Origin of the sequence: Agrobacterium sp. AGB01, from assembly GCF_014851585.1 — a bacterium.
In the GTDB taxonomy this organism is placed as follows: Bacteria; Pseudomonadota; Alphaproteobacteria; order Rhizobiales; family Rhizobiaceae; genus Agrobacterium.
This window is the reverse complement of sequence record NZ_JACVAB010000007.1, coordinates 87,436-106,468: the sequence shown is the minus strand read 5'-3', so window position 1 is coordinate 106,468 and position 19,033 is coordinate 87,436. Positions and strand designations below refer to the sequence as shown.

The 19,033-nt window shown below is 55.4% G+C and carries 17 protein-coding genes; 14 read left to right on the top strand and 3 right to left on the bottom strand.

Features of this window, described 5'->3' with window-relative positions; translation table 11 throughout:
• Window positions 1-75: 75 nt before the first annotated feature.
• Both IB237_RS21340 and IB237_RS21335 read right to left on the bottom strand, forming a co-directional pair.
• On the bottom strand, window positions 76-2,154 hold the full coding sequence (locus IB237_RS21340) for a carboxy terminal-processing peptidase (RefSeq protein ID WP_192490741.1): 2,079 nt from the start codon (window positions 2,152-2,154) through the stop codon (window positions 76-78).
• Between the two features lie 147 nt (window positions 2,155-2,301).
• Complete coding sequence (locus IB237_RS21335) at window positions 2,302-3,165, bottom strand: LysR family transcriptional regulator (RefSeq protein WP_371815382.1); 864 nt, start codon at window positions 3,163-3,165, stop codon at window positions 2,302-2,304.
• 93 nt (window positions 3,166-3,258) lie between these two features.
• On the opposite strand from IB237_RS21335, the gene IB237_RS21330 reads away from it, so the two are divergent.
• From IB237_RS21330 to IB237_RS21300, 7 genes are all read left to right on the top strand, one after another.
• Window positions 3,259-4,509: an MFS transporter gene (locus tag IB237_RS21330; protein WP_192490739.1), complete on the top strand. Its 1,251-nt coding sequence runs from the start codon at window positions 3,259-3,261 to the stop codon at window positions 4,507-4,509.
• A 127-nt stretch (window positions 4,510-4,636) separates the two neighbouring features.
• Window positions 4,637-5,062: a helix-turn-helix domain-containing protein gene (locus tag IB237_RS21325; RefSeq protein WP_192490738.1), complete on the top strand. Its 426-nt coding sequence runs from the start codon at window positions 4,637-4,639 to the stop codon at window positions 5,060-5,062.
• 6 nt (window positions 5,063-5,068) lie between these two features.
• Window positions 5,069-6,898 carry a hypothetical protein gene (locus IB237_RS21320; protein ID WP_192490737.1) on the top strand — a complete coding sequence of 610 codons (1,830 nt, stop codon included), beginning with the start codon at window positions 5,069-5,071 and terminating at the stop codon, window positions 6,896-6,898.
• Window positions 6,899-6,912: 14 nt separating this feature from the next.
• On the top strand, window positions 6,913-7,134 hold the full coding sequence (locus IB237_RS21315) for a hypothetical protein (protein WP_192490736.1): 222 nt from the start codon (window positions 6,913-6,915) through the stop codon (window positions 7,132-7,134).
• Window positions 7,124-8,329, top strand: coding sequence for a YcaO-like family protein (locus IB237_RS21310; RefSeq protein WP_192490735.1), 1,206 nt, complete (start codon window positions 7,124-7,126; stop codon window positions 8,327-8,329). The genes IB237_RS21315 and IB237_RS21310 overlap by 11 nt, the downstream gene beginning before the upstream one ends.
• Window positions 8,326-9,033 (top strand): TfuA-like protein, encoded by a 708-nt coding sequence (locus IB237_RS21305; RefSeq protein ID WP_192490734.1) that lies wholly within the window; start codon window positions 8,326-8,328, stop codon window positions 9,031-9,033. The genes IB237_RS21310 and IB237_RS21305 overlap by 4 nt, the downstream gene beginning before the upstream one ends.
• A gap of 89 nt (window positions 9,034-9,122) precedes the next feature.
• Window positions 9,123-9,359 carry a hypothetical protein gene (locus IB237_RS21300; protein ID WP_192490733.1) on the top strand — a complete coding sequence of 79 codons (237 nt, stop codon included), beginning with the start codon at window positions 9,123-9,125 and terminating at the stop codon, window positions 9,357-9,359.
• A gap of 208 nt (window positions 9,360-9,567) precedes the next feature.
• On the opposite strand, the gene IB237_RS21295 is transcribed toward IB237_RS21300, so the two are convergent.
• Window positions 9,568-10,278 (bottom strand): ribonuclease activity regulator RraA, encoded by a 711-nt coding sequence (locus IB237_RS21295; protein ID WP_192490732.1) that lies wholly within the window; start codon window positions 10,276-10,278, stop codon window positions 9,568-9,570.
• A gap of 229 nt (window positions 10,279-10,507) precedes the next feature.
• Between IB237_RS21295 and IB237_RS21290 the strand changes: the two genes are divergently transcribed.
• The 7 genes from IB237_RS21290 (at window position 10,508) to IB237_RS21260 (ending at window position 19,024) form a co-directional block, all read left to right on the top strand.
• On the top strand, window positions 10,508-11,296 hold the full coding sequence (locus IB237_RS21290) for a GntR family transcriptional regulator (RefSeq protein WP_246788169.1): 789 nt from the start codon (window positions 10,508-10,510) through the stop codon (window positions 11,294-11,296).
• 34 nt (window positions 11,297-11,330) lie between these two features.
• Window positions 11,331-12,446, top strand: coding sequence for an ABC transporter ATP-binding protein (locus IB237_RS21285; protein ID WP_192490731.1), 1,116 nt, complete (start codon window positions 11,331-11,333; stop codon window positions 12,444-12,446).
• On the top strand, window positions 12,443-13,372 hold the full coding sequence (locus tag IB237_RS21280) for a sugar ABC transporter permease (RefSeq protein ID WP_192490730.1): 930 nt from the start codon (window positions 12,443-12,445) through the stop codon (window positions 13,370-13,372). Before IB237_RS21285 ends, IB237_RS21280 begins: the two co-directional genes overlap by 4 nt.
• An 11-nt stretch (window positions 13,373-13,383) precedes the next feature.
• Complete coding sequence (locus IB237_RS21275) at window positions 13,384-14,265, top strand: carbohydrate ABC transporter permease (RefSeq protein WP_192490729.1); 882 nt, start codon at window positions 13,384-13,386, stop codon at window positions 14,263-14,265.
• Window positions 14,266-14,325: 60 nt separating this feature from the next.
• The gene (locus tag IB237_RS21270; protein ID WP_192490924.1) at window positions 14,326-15,855 is read left to right on the top strand and encodes an extracellular solute-binding protein; all 1,530 of its coding nucleotides are present in this window, start codon (window positions 14,326-14,328) and stop codon (window positions 15,853-15,855) included.
• A 70-nt stretch (window positions 15,856-15,925) separates the two neighbouring features.
• Window positions 15,926-18,256 (top strand): alginate lyase, encoded by a 2,331-nt coding sequence (locus tag IB237_RS21265; RefSeq protein WP_192490728.1) that lies wholly within the window; start codon window positions 15,926-15,928, stop codon window positions 18,254-18,256.
• Between the two features lie 18 nt (window positions 18,257-18,274).
• A complete protein-coding gene (locus tag IB237_RS21260; RefSeq protein ID WP_192490727.1) occupies window positions 18,275-19,024 on the top strand; it encodes an SDR family NAD(P)-dependent oxidoreductase in 750 nt (249 codons plus the stop codon).
• The last annotated feature ends 9 nt before the right edge of the window (window positions 19,025-19,033 follow it).

Sequence of the window (19,033 nt, the reverse complement as noted above, 5' to 3'; positions counted from 1 at the left end):
AGGCAGTCTCTGATATGAAATTGGCAGGCATTGGTAAAATGCCTGCCAACAGTTTTTGTTTGGTTTCAGCCGAGCTTACCGGATCGTATCGAGCAGTTCCGACTGATCGGCAACGATGGAAGCTGCTTCGTTACGCAGCACATCCTTGGCGTTTTTGCGGGCATTCTCCAGTGCGATGTCGGCCTGAAGGCCACGCTCGTCGGCCTGCAGGCCGTCATCCTGTCGGCTGAACAGGCCGCCATCTTCTTCCTGACGCGCCTTACGGAGCTTTTCGGCAGCAGCCAGTTCCTTGCGGCGCTCGTTCTCGTTGAGGGAAACCGTACGTTTTTCGCGCTGTTCCTTCAGCTCGGTGACATCTTCCACAAAGCGCTGGAAATCGGCATCTGTTTTTACTCTGGTGTCATGACGACTTTGCAGCTGCGGCAGCACATTGGCAATTTTGGCGTCAGCCTTGTATTTCGCAGGCTTCATTTGCGCCCATGGCAAGGCGTTGTCATAGCTTGCTTCGCCGAGTTTCTTCGGATCGTAGAGGCCAGGCAGGATGATGTCTGGTGTCACGCCGCGCAACTGCGTTGTTCCGCCATCGACACGGAAGAACTGGGCGACGGTAAATTTCAGCTGGCCAAATCTTGGTTCGTTGTTACGCGCCACCTGATCAAGGTCGACAACTGTCTGCACGGTACCCTTGCCGAAGCTCTGTTCACCGATAATCACACCACGGCCATAATCCTGTATTGCGGCGGCAAAAATTTCTGACGCTGACGCTGATGCACGGTTGATCAGCACACCAACCGGTCCTGTCCAGGCCGCTTTGGAGACATCGTCACCCTGTATCTTGATTTTGCCACCGGCGTTACGCTGCTGGACCACAGGGCCTTTACCGGTGAACAATGCTGTGAGTTCGATTGCTTCGGACAATGAGCCACCGCCATTGTCGCGCAGGTCGACCAGCACACCATCGACCTTTTCCTGCTTTAGCTCGGCAAGAAGTTTGGCGACATCACGGCTAGCGCTTCTATAGTCCTTGTCGCCATTCTGACGAGCGTCAAAGTCTTCATAGAATGTCGGCAGGGTAATCACGCCAATCTTGCGTGTTACACCTTCGCTGGTGATTGGAAGAACGGCCTTCTGAGCGGCCTGCTTTTCCAGGTTGACCTTGTCACGCACCAGATGGATTACCCGGTGTGTGGCTGCGTCGCCAGCGGCTGCAGGCAGGATGTCCAGACGGACAACAGAATCCTTCTCGCCGCGGATCAACTGCACGACGGCATCAAGGCGCGTTCCAACGACTTCCTCAATCGAACCTTCTTCGCCCTGCCCGACACCGACGATGCGGTCGCCGACAGCCAGCTGTCCCGACAATTGCGCTGGGCCACCCGGTACGAGTTCGCGCACCGTGGTGTAACCGTCACGCTCCTGCAGAACGGCACCAATGCCGACCAGCGAAAGCTTCATGGAAATGTCGAAGGCAGAGGATGCAGCTGCGCCGAAATAGTCGGTATGCGGGTCAACCGATGCGGTATATGCAGCCATGAATGACTGGAAAACGTCTTCGCTCTTGTAGGTGTAAACGCGCTCAAGAATGTTTTTGTAACGTTTATCCAGCGTATCACGGATCGCCGCGTCGGACTGGCCCGCAAGTTTCAGACGCAGCCAGTCGGCCTTGACGCGCTTGCGCCAGATGTCGTCGATCTCGGACTGTGTCTGTGGCCAGGGACCTTTGTCTTCTGACAGAGAGTAGTTTTCCTGTACGCTGAAATCGAAGTTCTTTTTCAACAGTTCCCGCGCATAGCTCATGCGGTCGATCATGCGCTGCGAATAGACGTTGAAGATCGAAAACGGGATGTCGAGATTTTCGGTGTTTATAGCGTCGTCGAGCTTTGTCCTGTTGGCCATGAAGCTGTCGATGTCAGCCTGCAGGAAGAAATTCCGGTCCGGGTCGAGAGAGTCGACATACTGGTCCATGACCTTGGCTGACAGCGCGTCGTCCAGGGCGACCGGTTTGTAGGCATTGCGGGCGAGAAACAGCGAACTCAGGTGCGCGGCCTGTGCCTGCTGCTCTTTTGGTGCCAGAACCGGTGCCGCACCTTCAAGCGAATAAGCAGGTGGAGCGATTGCGAGAATTAGGGCGATGAGACCATATCTAATGTGCATTCAGCTGTGATCCTGGTTGTGATGACAATTTTTATAATGCGATGTGGGACAAAGATGTCTTTTTGACAATCGATTATCGAGCAATATCGCGTGAGTGTGAATGAAATGGACCATTGTGAGGCAAGTTCTGCCATTGCTCCATGAAAATTACGACCCTGAGGCGGATGAACGGAACGCCTTGGCAATCCGTCGCAATGCGGCCGGAGCAAGATCTCCGGTGACATTTGAGACCAACAAAACGTCCAGTGGAGGTAGTTGCGGAAGTGTGCGGTCAGTCACTTCGATCACACCTGACGGTGCCGCGCTGCGCGCCATAAGGGCGACGCCAATACCTGCTTCTGCGGCTGCACCGACTGCCGTTGCGCCGGTGCCAACAAACACTTCCCGCCAGGGCAGTTTTGCCGCGTCCAGAGTGCGCAATGCCATTGCACGCAGGTTGCATGGCTCCGGCTGCAGGGCAAGTGGCAAGGGCGCATCCTGTTGCAGTTGGAAACCCGGGGAGCAGAACCATCCGAAATTTTCCTGCGACAGCACTTCGCCGTCGCGTCTGATATCGTCGTGGCGCAACACCACGATCGCATCCAATTCGCCTGCGTCATAAAGTTCCAGCAGGTTTCTCGTGCCAGCGGTCCTTAAGTGCAAGGTAATGCCGGTTTCCCGTTCGCTGATCAGTCGCAACAAATGGGGAAGATCGGCGCCGATCAGATGATGTGATACGCCAACCGATAGGCGCATGGGCTCTGCGCCGAACACATCAAGGGCACGTCGACCGGCGCTGACATAGTCTCGGGCCGGTTCCAAAAAACGCTCGCCCGCGCTGGTCAGCCGAATGCGCCGTGGTGTGCGCTCGACAAGGCGTACGCCCAACAGTTCTTCCAGCCGGCGCAGACGCAGGGATATCGCGGCCTGGGTGGTGTTCATGACACCTGCGGCGCGCGTGAAGGACTGCAGTTCAGCAACAAGGAGGAAGGCTTCGACGGCTTCAGGGTCAAGGGAGCGCATGCCATCTATAACAAACCGTTATCGCTGTAATGCGCAAGCCCTAATTTCAAATATGGGTGCGGATGGCTATGCAGGTGTGATCTGCCTGTCTGGAGCCCTCTTATGCTGCGTCGCCTACCCGCCGAACCATCACCATCTGCCGCCGGTGCAGATCCCAATATCTGGGCCATCTTGGCGATCGCAGTCGGCACTCAGACCGCAGGTTCCTTTGTCTCCCAGGGCGTCTATATCCTTGTGCCGTTCTGGCGGGAGGCATTTGGTATTTCCCTAGCGTCGGCGTCGCTTGCCGTCACCGTCATGAATGGGGTGCAGATCGCCACGATGTTTACACTCGGTCGCGCAATCGATCTTTATGGCGAGCGGAGGATCGTTGGCCTGGCTATGATCGGCATGGCAATTGCCATGGCGTGTGCCGCCACGATCGCCAACAGTTTTGTCGCCCTTTTGATCTGCATGGCATGTCTCGGTGGAACCTATGCCGCGGTGCAGCCCGGTGGGACCAGAGCGATCATGCGGTGGTTCCCACCATCGCACCGTGGAATTGCCACCGGCTTTCGGCAGGCTGCCGTTCCGTTCGGCACGATGATTGCCGCAGCTTTGTTGCCGCTTTTGGCTATCCATTACGGGTGGCAGGCTGCAACCTGGCTGGGTGCTGCGATTTCTATGCTGGGTGCGATTTTGTTTTTCGGGCTTTACCGCGAGGGCAGCGAGTTTACGTCTTCAAAGAGCGCACCTCTGCGCCTGTTGTCGCTGGCACGGATTGTCGGTCAGGATCCGCAATTCTGGCCAGTACTGCGCCTTGGCATCGCAATGTCGGCATTTCAATTCACGTTCACGGCCCACATGATCGGCTTCATTGCAGACGGGTTGAAACTCGGTTTGATCGCAGCATCATCATTGTTTGCGGCAACCCAACTTGCAGGCATACCCGGACGTATCCTGTTGCCGTGGCTGAGTGATCGGTTTTGGCCGGGCCTGCGCGCCAGATCTTTTGGTGCCGTTTCACTCATTGCTGCGGCGTCGGCTGTCCTTCTTGCTGTCCTGCCGGTCGGATCGTCAACGATAACGATTGCAGCCATTTTGCTCGTCCTTGGGTTTTTTGGGATTGGCTGGTTTCCGCTTTACCTGCTGCAAATTGCCGAGAGTGCGCCGAAAAGTTCGATTGCCTCTACAATCGCCTTTGCCTCGACGATCTGCCTGGCCGTGATGGCGGCTGGACCCTACCTGTTCGGACTGCTGGCCGACTATTTTGGTTATGGCGTCGCCTGGGCAGTATTGTTGTTGCCGGTCATTATAACGTCACTGCCGTTGATCGCCGGATCTCGCAGTGCGCTATCGAGCCATCAGAGCTGATACAATCAACTGCGCGTTGGTGCCGAATGGTCGCGTGAGAGTAGAAAATCTTTGGCAAAAGTAGATTGCGCAACCCGGAATTTTCACGCATAGATTCCTGCAACGAAACGTTTTAGGGATCACTGCAATGAATAGACTTCCCAACCCTATTGACGTTCATGTTGGTTCTCGTATTCGCCTTCGTCGATCGATTGCTGGTCTGTCGCAAGAACAGCTCGCCGATGGACTTGGCCTAACCTTCCAGCAAGTTCAGAAATACGAAAAGGGTATCAACCGGGTCAGCGCCAGCCGACTACAGCACATTTCCGAAGTACTTGAGGTCCCGATCAGCTTTTTCTTTGAAAACGGCCCAAACGCACTGGTCAACAGTGCCGGCTCCCCTATGGGCGAGTTTAATGAATTGATGAGCTCCAAGGAGACGATTGCCTTGGTGACCGCGTTCAACTCGATCAAGAGCCCACGCTTGCGTCAGAGCGTTCTCAATCTCGTCCGGACGCTGAGAACCGACCCGTCCAGTGCGGGTGAGGAAGATCATAATAACGCCTCCATCTGATACCATATGGGCTTTGTTTTAACGACACTTGGTGACAGCAGTCTACGCGACGGCGCTGGGCAGAATTTATCTGTGCCCGGCCTGTCACTGGTGTTTCTGGCCTATCTTCATGACATGGATAGGCCGGTCGCCCGGCGGCAAGTGGCCAGCTTTTTATGGCCTGACCGTGGAGAGGCCGCAGCCACCAATATGCGCTCCATGCTTCGGCGCCTGGCAATGGCAACCGATCCCTCAGGCCCGCTAGTTGTAGCAGACGGCACGACCTTGTCCCTTGCCCCGCAGGCCATACGTTGTGATCTAGCGATGTCTGCGCTGACAGATCCCACAGAACGCCTCAAAGCAGCCACAGATGCCGTGGCTTTGAAGTTTCTTCCCTTGCATGGCGACGGATCAAGTGCGCTGGATGCCTGGGTTCGTGACGTCCGCACGCGTTTGGTCGGCCAGTTGCGTACCGAATTCATGCAGTTTCAAACGCTACCGGCCTCCGACCAGAGCCGGTCCGATCTTCGACGTGCTGCAGTGTTGCTGCTTGAATGCGATCCTGACGACGAGGAGGTCAGAAGAACGATTTCGTCGCCTGTGGAATTGGGTGAACAGCAAACTGCTGCAGTTGCCCGTCCTCTCGTCAGCTTTTTACCGCCACAGCCTGCCAATCTTCAATCATCGGACGTGAAAACGGCCTTTGACATTACCGTTCCGCCGCGAATTGCGCTGCTGCCCCCTGAGACACTTCACAGTGCCCAGCAATATGGCTCCGTGGCCAACGCGCTGATTGAAGATTTGACAATTGGCCTCTGCACCAGCCGCTCGGTCTCGGTGGTTGCCCCCTACACCGCCGAACGTATTCGCGCCTCGAAAGACAAGGCCGGGATTCTCGAAAAACATTCGGTCATGTATGCACTCGACACGAAGCGGTCTGATGATCAGTTGTTTGTGCAATTGATCTTCATGCCGAGTGACGAGGTGTTGTGGGCAACCCGTTTTCAGTTGAAACCCGACGAGGTTGCAATCCAGAAGCTCGAAATCGCCGAGGTCATTCAAAAGTCGATTTTCGACAAGGTCGGTGGTCGCACGTCCAATGTGGCCGATTATCACAGCCGTCCGGACGCCTATTACGCCTATCTGCGTGGCCTGCAGAGCCTTTCCAAACTGGATCTGCCATCGATCAGAAAAGCGCGACGGTATTTCAGGCAGGCTCTTGATGGTGACAAGAGCTTCTCTGCAGCGCGGGCTGGAATTTCCAGAACACTGACCATGGAATGGCTGTTGACGGCGAGAGGCGACAGCGAGCTTCTCCAGCATGCAGAAGAGCAGGCCAAGATAGCCGTAGCCGAGAATGCCGAATTTGCCGGAGCGTACAAGGAACTCGGCGTCAGCCAACTCTATGGCGGAAAAATTGACGACAGTCTGGCGGCGCTTGGCCAGGCCGAAACATTCAACCCGACTTATGCCGACGTGCTCTACAGTCACGCAGACAGCCTTGTTCACGCCAGTGATCCCAAAGCTGCACTTGAAAAGATCAGTTCGGCCATTGCGCTCAACCCGTTGTCTCCGGACACCTACCTGTGGACTGCGGCTGGCGCCAGTTACTTCCTTGGCGAGTTTCGTCAGGCTCTGGATTACATCGGACAGATGCGCGATAGCGCGCCGGCATCACGTCTTGCTGCGGCATGCTGGGGTATGCTTGGCGACATGGCAAAGGCACGTGCCTGCAGGTTGCGCGTTCTGAAAAGTAATCCTGATTTCGATCTCGAGCGTTGGCTGAAGATGGTGCCCCACAAGGAGCCCTGGCAGACAGAGCTTTACCGGGAAGGCCTGATCAAGGCCGGTTTTTAACAAAGGAGAACATCGTGTCTAAGGTTGCAGTTATTGGACTTCCCGGAGATGAACAGCTCTGGCTCGTAGATTTCACATCAGGCACCGTTTCTCCACTGAGTGCGCCGCCCGCTGGTAGTGACCTCGCCAACGCTCAGACGCTTCGCCAGCAGGGCTCGACAATCGTCAAGGGTGTAAACTTTGCTGTCGCATTTTCGTCTGCTGAGGTCGCCGCATCCGGACACCATGAATCCTGATCAGTTAGAAATCGATACTGTCGATTTCCGTTCATGTTCTGCGGGAGAGACCTTTCAACGGGTCTCTCCTATTCTGTCTCGGCTCGGTATTACCAGGGTCGCCAAACAAACCAGCCTTGATCGTATCGGTGTACCGGTCTGGTGCGCCTATACGCCAAACGCCAAAGCGATTGTTATTGCGCAAGGCAAGGGCATCGACGACGATTCGGCTCGAACGTCAGCTGTCATGGAAGCCGTTGAACGTGCCGTTGCCGCCAGCCCGGCCTGTCAGATAGTATCTGATACGCCTTCATCTCTACGCTCGGCTGGCGAGGTCGTAAACACGCTGGATAGCCTGCTTGCTGTAAAGGCAATGCCGATCCGTGATGACGAAACGATTTCATGGGCAAGTGCGACCAATTTGCTGACAGGAAAAAAAGTCTGGCTGCCTGTGGAAGCCATTCAACTCGACCGCACTCTGATCGCGCCGCGTTTCTGGCAATCGTCGGATGGACTTGCATCCGGCAATAGTTTGATCGAAGCGACATCGCATGGGTTGCTGGAGCGTGTTGAACGCGACGCCATGACACTGTGGCAGGTAACAACGTCAGCGAGGCGCTATCAGCCAAGAATTGACACCAGCCAGATCGCAAACCCCGACTTGCAGGGTTTGCTCGGCAGAATTTCGGCTGCAGACATGGAAATCGCTGTTTTCGACATCACCAGCGACCTCGCGGTCCCCTGTGTGGTTGCGCTTCTGACGCCGCGACATCAACTGCAAGCTGGTGAGGGCTTTCGCCATGTTGACATCACACTTGGGGCAGGATGTTCCATCTCTCCTGAGATCGCTGTCATGCGGGCGATTACCGAAGCCGTACAGTCACGCATGACCTTCATTGCCGGAGCAAGAGATGACGTCATGCCGAAGACCTTTAGCCAACCGGCCGACCCGACCATCCTCGCCGCGTTCGATGCGCCGGTTGCCATGCAACTCGAAGATTTGCCCCGCATTAATGCCAGCTGCGCTGAGCAGGCTTTGCAAAGGGTTGTGGAGCGCCTGCAAACCAAAGGTATCACGGACATCTACGCGGTTGATATCTCTCCCGACTGGTTGCCCGCCGCGGTGGTAAAGGTTGTTGTGCCGCAGCTTGAAAACCCCGACGGTGAGCGTCGCCAGAGATTTGGTGGCCGGGCGATTTCGCGAGCCTTGCAATGAAGGTCGTCTTCGTCGGTCCGAGCTTCCCAGACATTGGCAAACTGTCGGATGTCGAGATCAGGCCTCCTGCCTGCCAGGGTGATGTCATGCGCGCCATGCGGGACGGTGCAACGGCGATTGGCCTTATCGATGGTCAGTTCGAATTTGTGGCGCCCGTCTGGCATAAGGAACTTCTGTTTGCTCTCTCCCAGAATATCGGGGTATTCGGAGCTGCCAGCATGGGCGCGCTGCGTGCCGCAGAATGTGCAGCATTTGGCATGATCGGTGTTGGCAAGATCTTTGACGATTATGCCGGCGGTCGACGCGATGACGATGGTGATGTCGCCTTGCTGCATGGGCCAGCCGAGTTGGCCTACATGCCGCTGACGATACCGATAGTCAATGTTGATGCTACTTTGGCGCGTGCTGAAAACCTCGGTGTGCTGACGGCCGCCGATTGCCTTGATATTTCGCGTGCAGCGCGTGACATCTTCTTCAAGGAAAGGAGTTGGACACGGATCGCGGAAGTTGCAGGCTTTGATGCGATTGTGCTTCGCAATATAATAAAACAAGCATGGGTTGATCAAAAGCGCTTGGATGCCGTTGCACTGCTTGAGCTGATCCGGCGACCAGTTGCTGCCCCATCGGCCAAGACTTGGACTTTTAACGAGATTTCCGTGTGGCGTAGTTTGTTTCGCGCAGAAGACGGGGAACAAGTACGATAAATCCCGTTTCGCGTGTGCAACGCTTTTGCAACGCGCACGCAAACGAATTCCGTGCTTAACAATGACCTCGGCAACATATCGAGGATAGCATGACGAACATCAATGCCAGCATTCAGCTCAGCGAGCGCCATGAGGAATACCTCGCGCTAATCAATATGCTCGAATATACCGTTGGGATCGCTGAAAGCCTTTCCTCGAAATCGGCAGCCTTTCAATTGGACGCAGCCCGCAAGACTTTGATGGGCGAATTGAAAAGTGAGCTGACAGCCGACCTGTCGACACACGAAATTACACAATTGGCAGGCGTTAGAGCCGGCCACTGCTGAGCGGCCTGGCAGGTAATGCCAGCCTCTCCCCCGGGCTCGAGGCCATCATGACCTCCTATCTCATGGTGTCGGGTCCGGCATATCAGTCACGCACGAAAGCTGCTTCCTTTGGGGTAGCGTTTTCAGCTGACAAAATGACCGGTAAGGGCGCATTGCCCACTCCGTCTAATGCTGAAGTAGGCGCGATCAAAATCGCGCCCGGATCGGGTTACCGCCCGTTCTGGTTTCGCCATTCAGCAAACAGGGCCAGGTTGCTTTCATCCGTTGCCGGATAAAGACCGATAATCGTCTGGCCTGCCTTGACCCGTTCCGTGACGAAATCCTCATAGGCCGTCATCTCGACGGCCTCATCAGCAATTTCATCGGCGATCTCCTTGGGTATGACGATAACGCTGTCGTCATCACCCACCATGATATCCCCTGGAAAAACGGCCACATCACCGCAGCCGATCGGCACGTTGATATCAATTGCCTCATGCAGCGTCAGATTGGTCGGGCTGGATGGACGGTTATGATAGGCTGGAATGTCCAGTTCCCCAATCGTCATTGCGTCGCGAAAGCCGCCATCTGTGACGACACCTGCCCCGCCACGTACCATCAACCTTGTGATCAGAATATCACCAGCCGAAGCCGCCCGCGGGTCTTTGCGGCTATCCATGACCAGTACCGAACCTTCCGGGCAGGTCTCGATGGCATGGCGTTGTGGATGTTTCGGGTCGCGAAACACGGACATCGGATTACGATCTTCACGCGCCGGCATATAGCGAAGCGTAAATGCCGGGCCGACCATGTTGCGGCCCTTTGGCCGTACCGGCCGCACATCCTGGATAGTTTGGTTTTTTAAGCCGCGCTTGTAGAGCGCCGAGCAAAGCGTTGCAACGGATACGCCCATCAGTTTCTCACGGGTATCGGGGTTCATGGTCATTTCTCGCTGTTCGAACGGTTCATTTTCATTTCCGTCTGTTGTGCCTATTCGGCTGAAAGGGCTTTGTAATCAGGGTATTTGACCCTGTGGATGAAGACGAGTTCCGAGAAAATCCGAATGAATTTTGGCCGGGGCGACGTCTCCATCGTCATCACGAGCTTGACTCTCTAAAAAACAACAGATATGTCAAGTTATATTCTGATATCTCAGTTTGGTTATTGATATGTCTAAAGCCGTTGAATTTCCATCGTTGCCTCTGTCCGATCTTGTCACTCCACAGGACTTGCCGGTCGATGGAAACATGACCAACCGGATCCACGCCTTGCTTCGCAAATTGATTGTTGAGGTGAAGTTGCTTCCGGGACGGGCGCTATCTGAGAAGGAAATTGCGGCGTTGTTGCATGTCAGCAAGACGCCGGTGCGCGAGGCCATCATCCGTCTGGCCGAGGAAGGTTTCGTGACGGTTGTGCCGCAGGGCGGAACCTACATCTCGCCGATTGATGTGCAGCGTTATATGGAGGCGTGTTTCATCCGCTTCAAACTCGAAGAAGGTGCTGTCATAGAGGCGGCCAAGCGGCACTCACTTGAAGATATTGCCCGCCTGAAGACCTGTCTTTCGCAGCAGCGTACGGCGGCGGCCGATGAAGAATTTACCGACTTTTTCCTGTTGGACGAGGAATTCCACCGCACGATTTTTGCGGCGGCTCGTCTGCCCGGTGCCTGGAGTGTTGTAAACCAGGCCAAGGGTGAAATGGACCGCATGCGCCACCTGAAAAGGGTATTTGCGGTGCGTCGCACGGAAAAGGTCATCGAAGAGCACGAGGCGATCGTGAATGCGATCGAGTCTGGCAACGTTGAAGCGGCGCGTGACGCCGTCCAGTGTCATCTGGGATCGCTGGAATCCAAGATCGCAGAACTCTCCAAGAACCCCAAAATCTGGACCTTCATCGAGCAGGTCAATACGCGCGTCACGAGAAAGCGTGTGTCAAGAGGAGCCAAGGCCCCTGCCTGACTGAACATTCAAGGCTTTTGAGGAGGGGCCTTTCATGTCTGCAGTTCAAATCAACGATGTCGTCAAGCGCTACGGTGCTCTCGAAGTCGTACATGGCATCAACCTTTCCATTCAACCGCAAGAATTCGTTGTGCTCGTCGGGCCATCGGGCTGCGGAAAATCCACCACACTGCGCATGCTCGCAGGCCTGGAAGATATCTCCGACGGCACCGTCTCGATTGACGGGCGCGTCGTCAACAAGATCGCTCCGAAAGACCGCGATGTTGCGATGGTGTTTCAGAACTACGCGCTTTATCCGCATCTGAACGTAGCTGAGAACATTGCTTTTGGCCTGCGTGTACGGGGCGAAAAACGCGATGTGGTCGACAAGGCCGTTGCCGAAGCCGCACAAATCCTGGGGCTGACGGAATATCTGGCACGCAAGCCAGCTGACCTCTCGGGCGGCCAGCGTCAGCGCGTCGCCATGGGTCGCGCTATCGTGCGCCGCCCGAAGATTTTCCTTTTCGACGAGCCGCTCTCCAATCTCGATGCCAAACTGCGCACCCATATGCGGGCTGAAATCAAGCAGCTTCACAAGCGCATGCAGGCAACCAGCGTTTACGTGACCCATGACCAGGTCGAGGCGATGACGCTCGCCGACCGCATCGTCATCATGAACCGCGGCAATATCGAGCAGGTCGGGTCACCAATGGAAGTGTTTCTCGAGCCGGCAAATACATTCGTTGCAAGTTTTATCGGGTCACCGCCGATGAACCTGCTGGACGCGACAATCGACAAACAGGACGGCCGCGTCAAAGCCGTGATTGCCGGCAGCTCTGGCCAGAGCCTGACCATCCCCGATGCATTTGCAAAAAATGCAACGCAGGGGCAGTCGGTTAAGCTCGGTATCCGGCCTGAAATCATGTCGGTAAAAACGGAAGAAGGGCGTGAGGTTCTTCACTGCAACATCGAACTTGTCGAGCCGCTAGGAGCGGAGGCTCTGTTGCATGGTAAGGCCGACGGTCAGCCCTTTATCGCCAAGGCTGAAACGCTTTACGCGGACCACGCGCTCAATGGTGTGACTGAACTCGGTATCGATAAGACCCGCATCCATGTTTTCGATTCCGAAACAGGTCGATCCCTCAAGACCGCAAGCGAGACGCGGTCATGAAACAGCATTTCCAACAATCACTCTATGATGTGTGGCACGATGTGCGCCGCGATTGGCAGCTGTATTTGCTGCTGGCACCGATGGCCATCTGGTTTGCGCTGTTTCTTTACAAGCCGATGTACGGCCTGATCATCGCCTTCCAGGACTTTTCTATCTTCCGCGGCATCGAAAAAAGCCCCTTTGTCGGATTTGCGAATTTCATCGAGCTTTTCCAGAATGACATGTTCGTACGTGCCTTCTGGAACACCATCACGATCAGCGGCCTCGGACTGATTTTTGCATTTCCAGTGCCGATCATCCTGGCCTTGATGTTCAATGAGGTCCAGAGCGAAATCGGCAAACGCTGGGCGCAGACTGTCGTCTACCTGCCGCACTTCATTTCCGTGGTAATTGTTGCCGGTATCGTCATCAACTTCCTGTCGCCTTCCATCGGCATCGTCAACCTTTTCCTGAAAGGCATTGGCCTTGAGCCAATATACTTCCTGACGCAGCCCGAATGGTTCCGTCCGGTGTTCATTGGTTCGTCAGTATGGAAAGAATCCGGCTTTGAATCGATCGTCTATCTTGCCGCGATCGCCGGTGTCAGTCCGACACTTTACGAGTCCGCACGTGTTGACGGTGCGTCGCGCTGGCAAATGATGTGGCGGATCACCCTGCCCTGCATTCTGCCGACGATCATCATCATGCTGATTATCCGCATCGGCAATTTGGTCGAGGTCGGTTTCGAATACATCATCCTTCTTTACCGTCCATCCACCTATGAAACGGCCGACGTTGTGTCGACCTTCATCTATCGCACCGGTCTGCAAGGCACGCAGTATGATCTGGCCACGGCTGCCGGTCTGTTCAACGCGGTTATTGCTTTCGTTCTTGTCTATTCGGCGAACCGTATCAGCCGAAGAGTCTCGTCGACATCGCTGTGGTGAGGAGCTGAAAAATGGCAAGTTTCAATTTGTATTCCCGTGGGGACAGGATTTTTGGCTGGGCCAACGCCATCCTGTTGGGGCTGTTTGTTCTGTCTACCCTTTATCCTTTTATCTATGTCGCGGCGGTCTCGATATCGTCGGGTGCAGCGGTGACCGCCGGGCGCGTGACTTTGTGGCCGGTTGATGTGACGCTGGCCGCCTATGAACATGTCCTGTCCGACAGAATGTTCTGGATCGCCTACGGCAACACCTTCATCTACACCTTCGGCGGCACGTTCATGAGCCTGCTGATCATGATCCCCGGCGCCTACGCCTTGTCGCGTAAAAGGTTGCGTGGTCGCACCTTCTTCAACATCGCGATTGCCTTCACGCTGTGGTTCCACGCAGGCATGATCCCGTTCTTCCTCAACATGCGTGACCTCGGTCTGCTCGACAGTCGTTTCGGTATCATCATTGGCTTCGCGGCGAGCGCCTTCAACGTCATCCTGCTGCGTAATTTCTTCGAAGCCGTGCCGAAATCCTTTGAAGAAGCCGCCAAGATGGACGGTGCGAGCGAGTTGCAACTGTTGTGGAAGGTTTTTATCCCGCTGTCCAAACCCGCAATCGTCACCGTTGCGTTGTTTTGCATCGTGTCGCGCTGGAACGGGTATTTCTGGGCCATGGTCCTGTTGCGCGGTGAAGAAAAAATCCCGCTGCAGGTCTACCTGAAACGCGTCGTCGTCGATCTCAATTCGAATGATGAATTCGCTTCAAGCCTGCTGACAGCCCAATATTCATTCGAAACGGTGACCTCCGCGATCATGATCGCGTCGATCATCCCCGTCCTGATCATTTACCCCTACGCACAGAAGTATTTCACAAAGGGAATTCTGCTGGGCGGAGTCAAAGAGTAGCAGCACAAGGGAGGAGAACCTGTGAGACAACTACGAAAAGGCACGCCCCTTCTGGCGTTAATGACAGCCGTGACAATGGCAATGCCGGTTGCCGCGCAAGACACTGGCAAGATATCAGAAGACCCGTTGGAACTGACGATCCATTTTCACTTCCGCGATAAATACGTCTACTCAGAAAAGTGGCCGGTGGAGCAGAAAGCCGCTGAGATCACCAACATCCACGTGCGTAATGTTGCGTCACTGGCAACGACCAGCAGTCGAGATGCCTTTAACCTGCTGATCGCATCGGGTGATCTGCCAGATATCATCGGCGGCGATGCCTCCGGCGGCCTGAAGGAAGACTTTATCCGCTACGGGCTGGAAGGCGCATTCGTTCCGCTTGATGACCTGATCGAAGAACATGCCCCCAATCTCAAGGCATTCTTTGATAGCCACAAGGATATTCGCAACGCGATTTCCGGCCCTGACGGCAAGCTCTATTTCATTCCATACGTGCCGGATGGAAAATATTCCCGTGGCTGGTTCATCCGCCAGGATTGGCTGGACAAGCTGGGGCTGAAACAGCCGGAGACGCCGGAGGAAGTCTATGAGGTGCTCAAGGCATTCCGCGACAAGGATCCGAATGGCAACGGCAAGAAGGATGAGGTGCCTTACTTTGCCCGTGAACCGATTGATGCGATCCGTCTCATCAATCTCTGGGATGCACGCGTGTCAGGTTCTGAGCGTTATGGAGACTTTGCAGTCTATGACGGCGAACTGCGCCATCCGTGGGCTGAAGAGAACTATAAAACTGGCATTTCAAACGTTGCCAAGTGGTACAAGGAAGGGCTGATCGACAAGGAAGTTTTCACCCGTGGTGCTCGCTCGCGAGAATACCTGCTGGGTAACGATCTTGGCGGCATGACCCACGATTGGTTTGCGAGCACTTCGACCTACAATGATGCTTTGGCGCCAAAAATCGAAGGTTTTGCGCTGAAACCGATGCTGCCACCAAAGTCAGCGTCTGGAGAACGTTTCGAAGATGCCCGCAGACTGCGTGTTCAGCCGGTTGGATGGGCAATTTCCGCCACCAATGAACATCCAGTCGAAACGATCAAGTACTTCGATTTCTGGTTCTCCCAGCAGGGCCGCATCCTGTCGAACTTCGGTGTCGAAGGCCTGACCTATGAGATGGTCGATGGCAAGCCGCAGTTCAAAAGGGAAGTTCTTGAAAACAAGGATCCGGTCAATGCCCAGCTGTGGGCCGTCGGTGCACAGGTGCCGCGCGGTTATTGGATGGACTATGAATATGAACGCCAGTGGACCAACAAGATCGCGCTTGAAGGCATCGATATGTACGACAAGTGCAATTGCCTCAAGGACGAGTTCATGGGCGTGTCTCTGAACGCGGAGGAAAAGGCAATCTTCGACCGCTACTGGCCGAGCCTTCTTACCTACATGACCGAGATGCAGCAAACCTGGATCCTGGGTGCACAGGACGTCGATGCCGGTTGGGATGCCTACAAGAAACGGCTGACCGCACTGGGTTACGATGAGGTCATCAAGATGATGCAGTCGGCCTACGACCGTCAGTACAAATCGGCCCAATAAATCAGTCTATCGCGATGGCGGCCCTGTCGCCGCCATCCCCTTTTTTTGTTTTTACAGGAGTTAGAGCGCAATGCGTCCCTCTGCCTCGGCGATCGCCAGACAAGCTCATCTCGATGAACCGCGCCCGGGTTCCCTGACCATTGGCTACATGCCGAGTGAGCAATTACCGCCTACAGAAAATCCACCGCGTTTTTCCTGGCTTCCCGATATTGATGACGGTGCGCGCTATGTGCTGCGCATCTCGACTGATCCCGAATTTTCCGATGCGAAAACAACTGTCTATGAAGATCTTGCCTGGAATTTCTTTACCCCGGACAAGGTGTTTGTGGATGGCCATTATCACTGGAGCTACGCGCTCTGGGATCAGAATGCAGGACAACCTCTTTCCAACTGGAGCAAGGTGCGCGAATTCGAAATCACCGCTGCCCTGCCAAAAACACCGTTACCAGGCCGGGCAGCCCGTCATGCCGCCGCCCACACCAGCCATCCACGGCTTTGGCTGAATGGCGATCAGCTAAAATCCTTCTCAGCCGCTGTGGCAAAGGATGCCGATCATTGCGGATGGTCCGACTTTTTTGAAAAGTCGGTCAAACCCTGGTTGGACCGGCCGATCATGCCGGAACCGAAACCCTATCCCAACAATGTCCGCGTCGCGACCTTGTGGCGGCAGATGTATATTGATTGCCAGGAAGTAATTTACGCCATTCGCCACCTGGCGATTGCGGGACGTGTTCTGGGGCGGGAAGACCTGCTCGACAGGTCGCGGGACTGGTTGATGGCTGTTGCCGCCTGGGATACGACTGGCGCAACCTCCCGCGCCTACAATGACGAAGCCGGCTTTCGTGTCGTCGTTGCATTAGCCTGGGGATATGACTGGCTTTACGACCATTTGAGCGAGGAAGAGCGCGAGACAGTCAAAACCGTTCTGCTGCGCCGTACGCGAGAGGTTGCTGACCATGTGATCTCCCATGCTCGCATCCACGTCTTCCCCTATGACAGTCACGCAGTACGCTCTTTGTCTGCCGTTCTGACGCCTGCCTGCATTTCGTTGCTGGGTGAAAGCGAAGAAGGTGGTGAATGGCTCGACTATACGGTCGAGTTCCTGTCGACCCTCTATTCCCCGTGGGCGGGCACCGATGGTGGCTGGGCCGAAGGTCCGCACTACTGGATGACCGGCATGGCGTATCTGATCGAAGCCGCCAACCTGATCCGCTCTTACATTGGTTACGACCTCTATCAGCGCCCATTCTTCCAGAACACCGGACGGTTTCCGCTCTACACCAAGGCACCGGGAACGCGCCGCGCCAATTTTGGTGACGATTCCACCATGGGGGATCTGCCGGGTCTGAAGGTCGGTTACAATGTGCGCCAGTTTGCCGGTGTGACCGGCAATGGCCATTACCAATGGTATTTCGATCGCATCAAACAGGATGCGGCTGGTACTGAAATGGCCTTTTATAATTACGGCTGGTGGGATCTGAATTTTGACGATCTTGTTTACCGTCACGACTACCAGCAGGTGGAGGCTGTTGCGCCAAGTGATCTGCCAGCACTGTCCGTGTTCAATGACATTGGCTGGGTCACCATCCAGAAACATATGGAAGATCCGGACCGGCATCTGCAATTCGTGTTCAAATCCAGCCCGTACGGTTCGCTGAGCCACAGCCACGGCGATCAGAACGCTTTTGTGCTCTATGCCTATGGCGAAGATCTGGCGATCCAGTCCGGTTATTACGTCGCCTTTAATTCACAAATGCATGTGAACTGGCGCCGCCAGACCCGCTCGAAAAATGCGGTGCTTATTGGCGGCAAAGGCCAATATGCCGAAAAGGACAAGGCACTGGCACGGCGTGCCGCCGGGCGTATCGTGTCCGTCGATGAGCAACCTGGCCATATCAAGATCGTCGGTGACGCAACGGCGGCCTATCAGGTGGCAAATCCGCTGGTTCGCAAGGCAGAGCGTGAAATCCACTTCGTCAACGACAGCTATTTCGTGTTTGTCGATGAGGTGGAGTGCGCCGAGCCGCAGGAGTTGCAATGGCTTTGCCACACGATCGGCGCGCCGCAGACCGGTCGTTCCAGTTTCCGTTACACCGGCAAGAAAGCCGGTTTTTACGGCCAGTTTGTCTATTCATCGGCTGGCATGCCGCAGATTTCCGCTGTTGAAGGGTTTCCGGGTATCGATCCGAGGGAATTCGAAGGGCTCGAAATCCATCACCACGTCAGCGCGACCGTACCGGCCGCAACACGGCACCGTCTGGTCACTCTTCTGGTGCCTTACAGCCTGAGCGAACCGAAGCGCATTTTCAATTTCATCGATGATCAGGGTTTCTCGACGGACATCTACTTCAGCGATGTCGATGACGAGCGCTTCAAACTCTCTCTTCCCAAGCAGTTCTAATCAATACGAGGTTTTCAAATGCAACGTTTCAAAAACAAAACTGTCGTCGTCGCCGGTGCAGGTCGCGATATTGGTCGCGCATGCGCTATCCGGTTTGCTCAGGAAGGTGCCAATGTGGTGCTGACCTATAACGGCGCGGCGGAAGGCGCAGCATCAGCCGTTTCCGAGATCGAAAAGCTCGGCGGCAAGGCGCTGGCCGTCAAGGCCGATCTTACCAAGGCCGCAGATGTCGAAGCTGCAATCTCTGCCGCAGCCGACAAGTTTGGGGAGATCCATGGTCTGGTACACGTGGCAGGCGGCCTGATTGCCCGGAAGTCTCTGGCCGATATGGACGAGGCCTTCTGGCATCAGGTTCTTGACGTTAATCTGACGTCGCTTTTCCTCATTGCCAAGGCCGCGGTGCCGAAGATGGCAAAAGGCGGCGCCATCGTTACCTTCTCGTCGCAAGCCGGCCGTGATGGCGGCGGTCCCGGCGCGCTGGCCTACGCGACATCCAAGGGTGCCGTGATGACCTTCACGCGTGGCCTTGCCAAGGAAGTTGGCCCCAATATTCGCGTCAATGCAGTTTGCCCGGGCATGATTTCGACCACCTTCCATGACACCTTCACCAAACCGGAAGTGCGTGAGCGGGTGGCCGGTGCCACGTCGTTGAAGCGCGAAGGCTCGAGTGAGGATGTTGCCGGTCTGGTAGCCTTCCTTGCGTCTGACGATGCTGCCTACATCACCGGCGCTTGCTACGACATCAATGGCGGCGTCCTGTTCTCCTGATATCCTGGT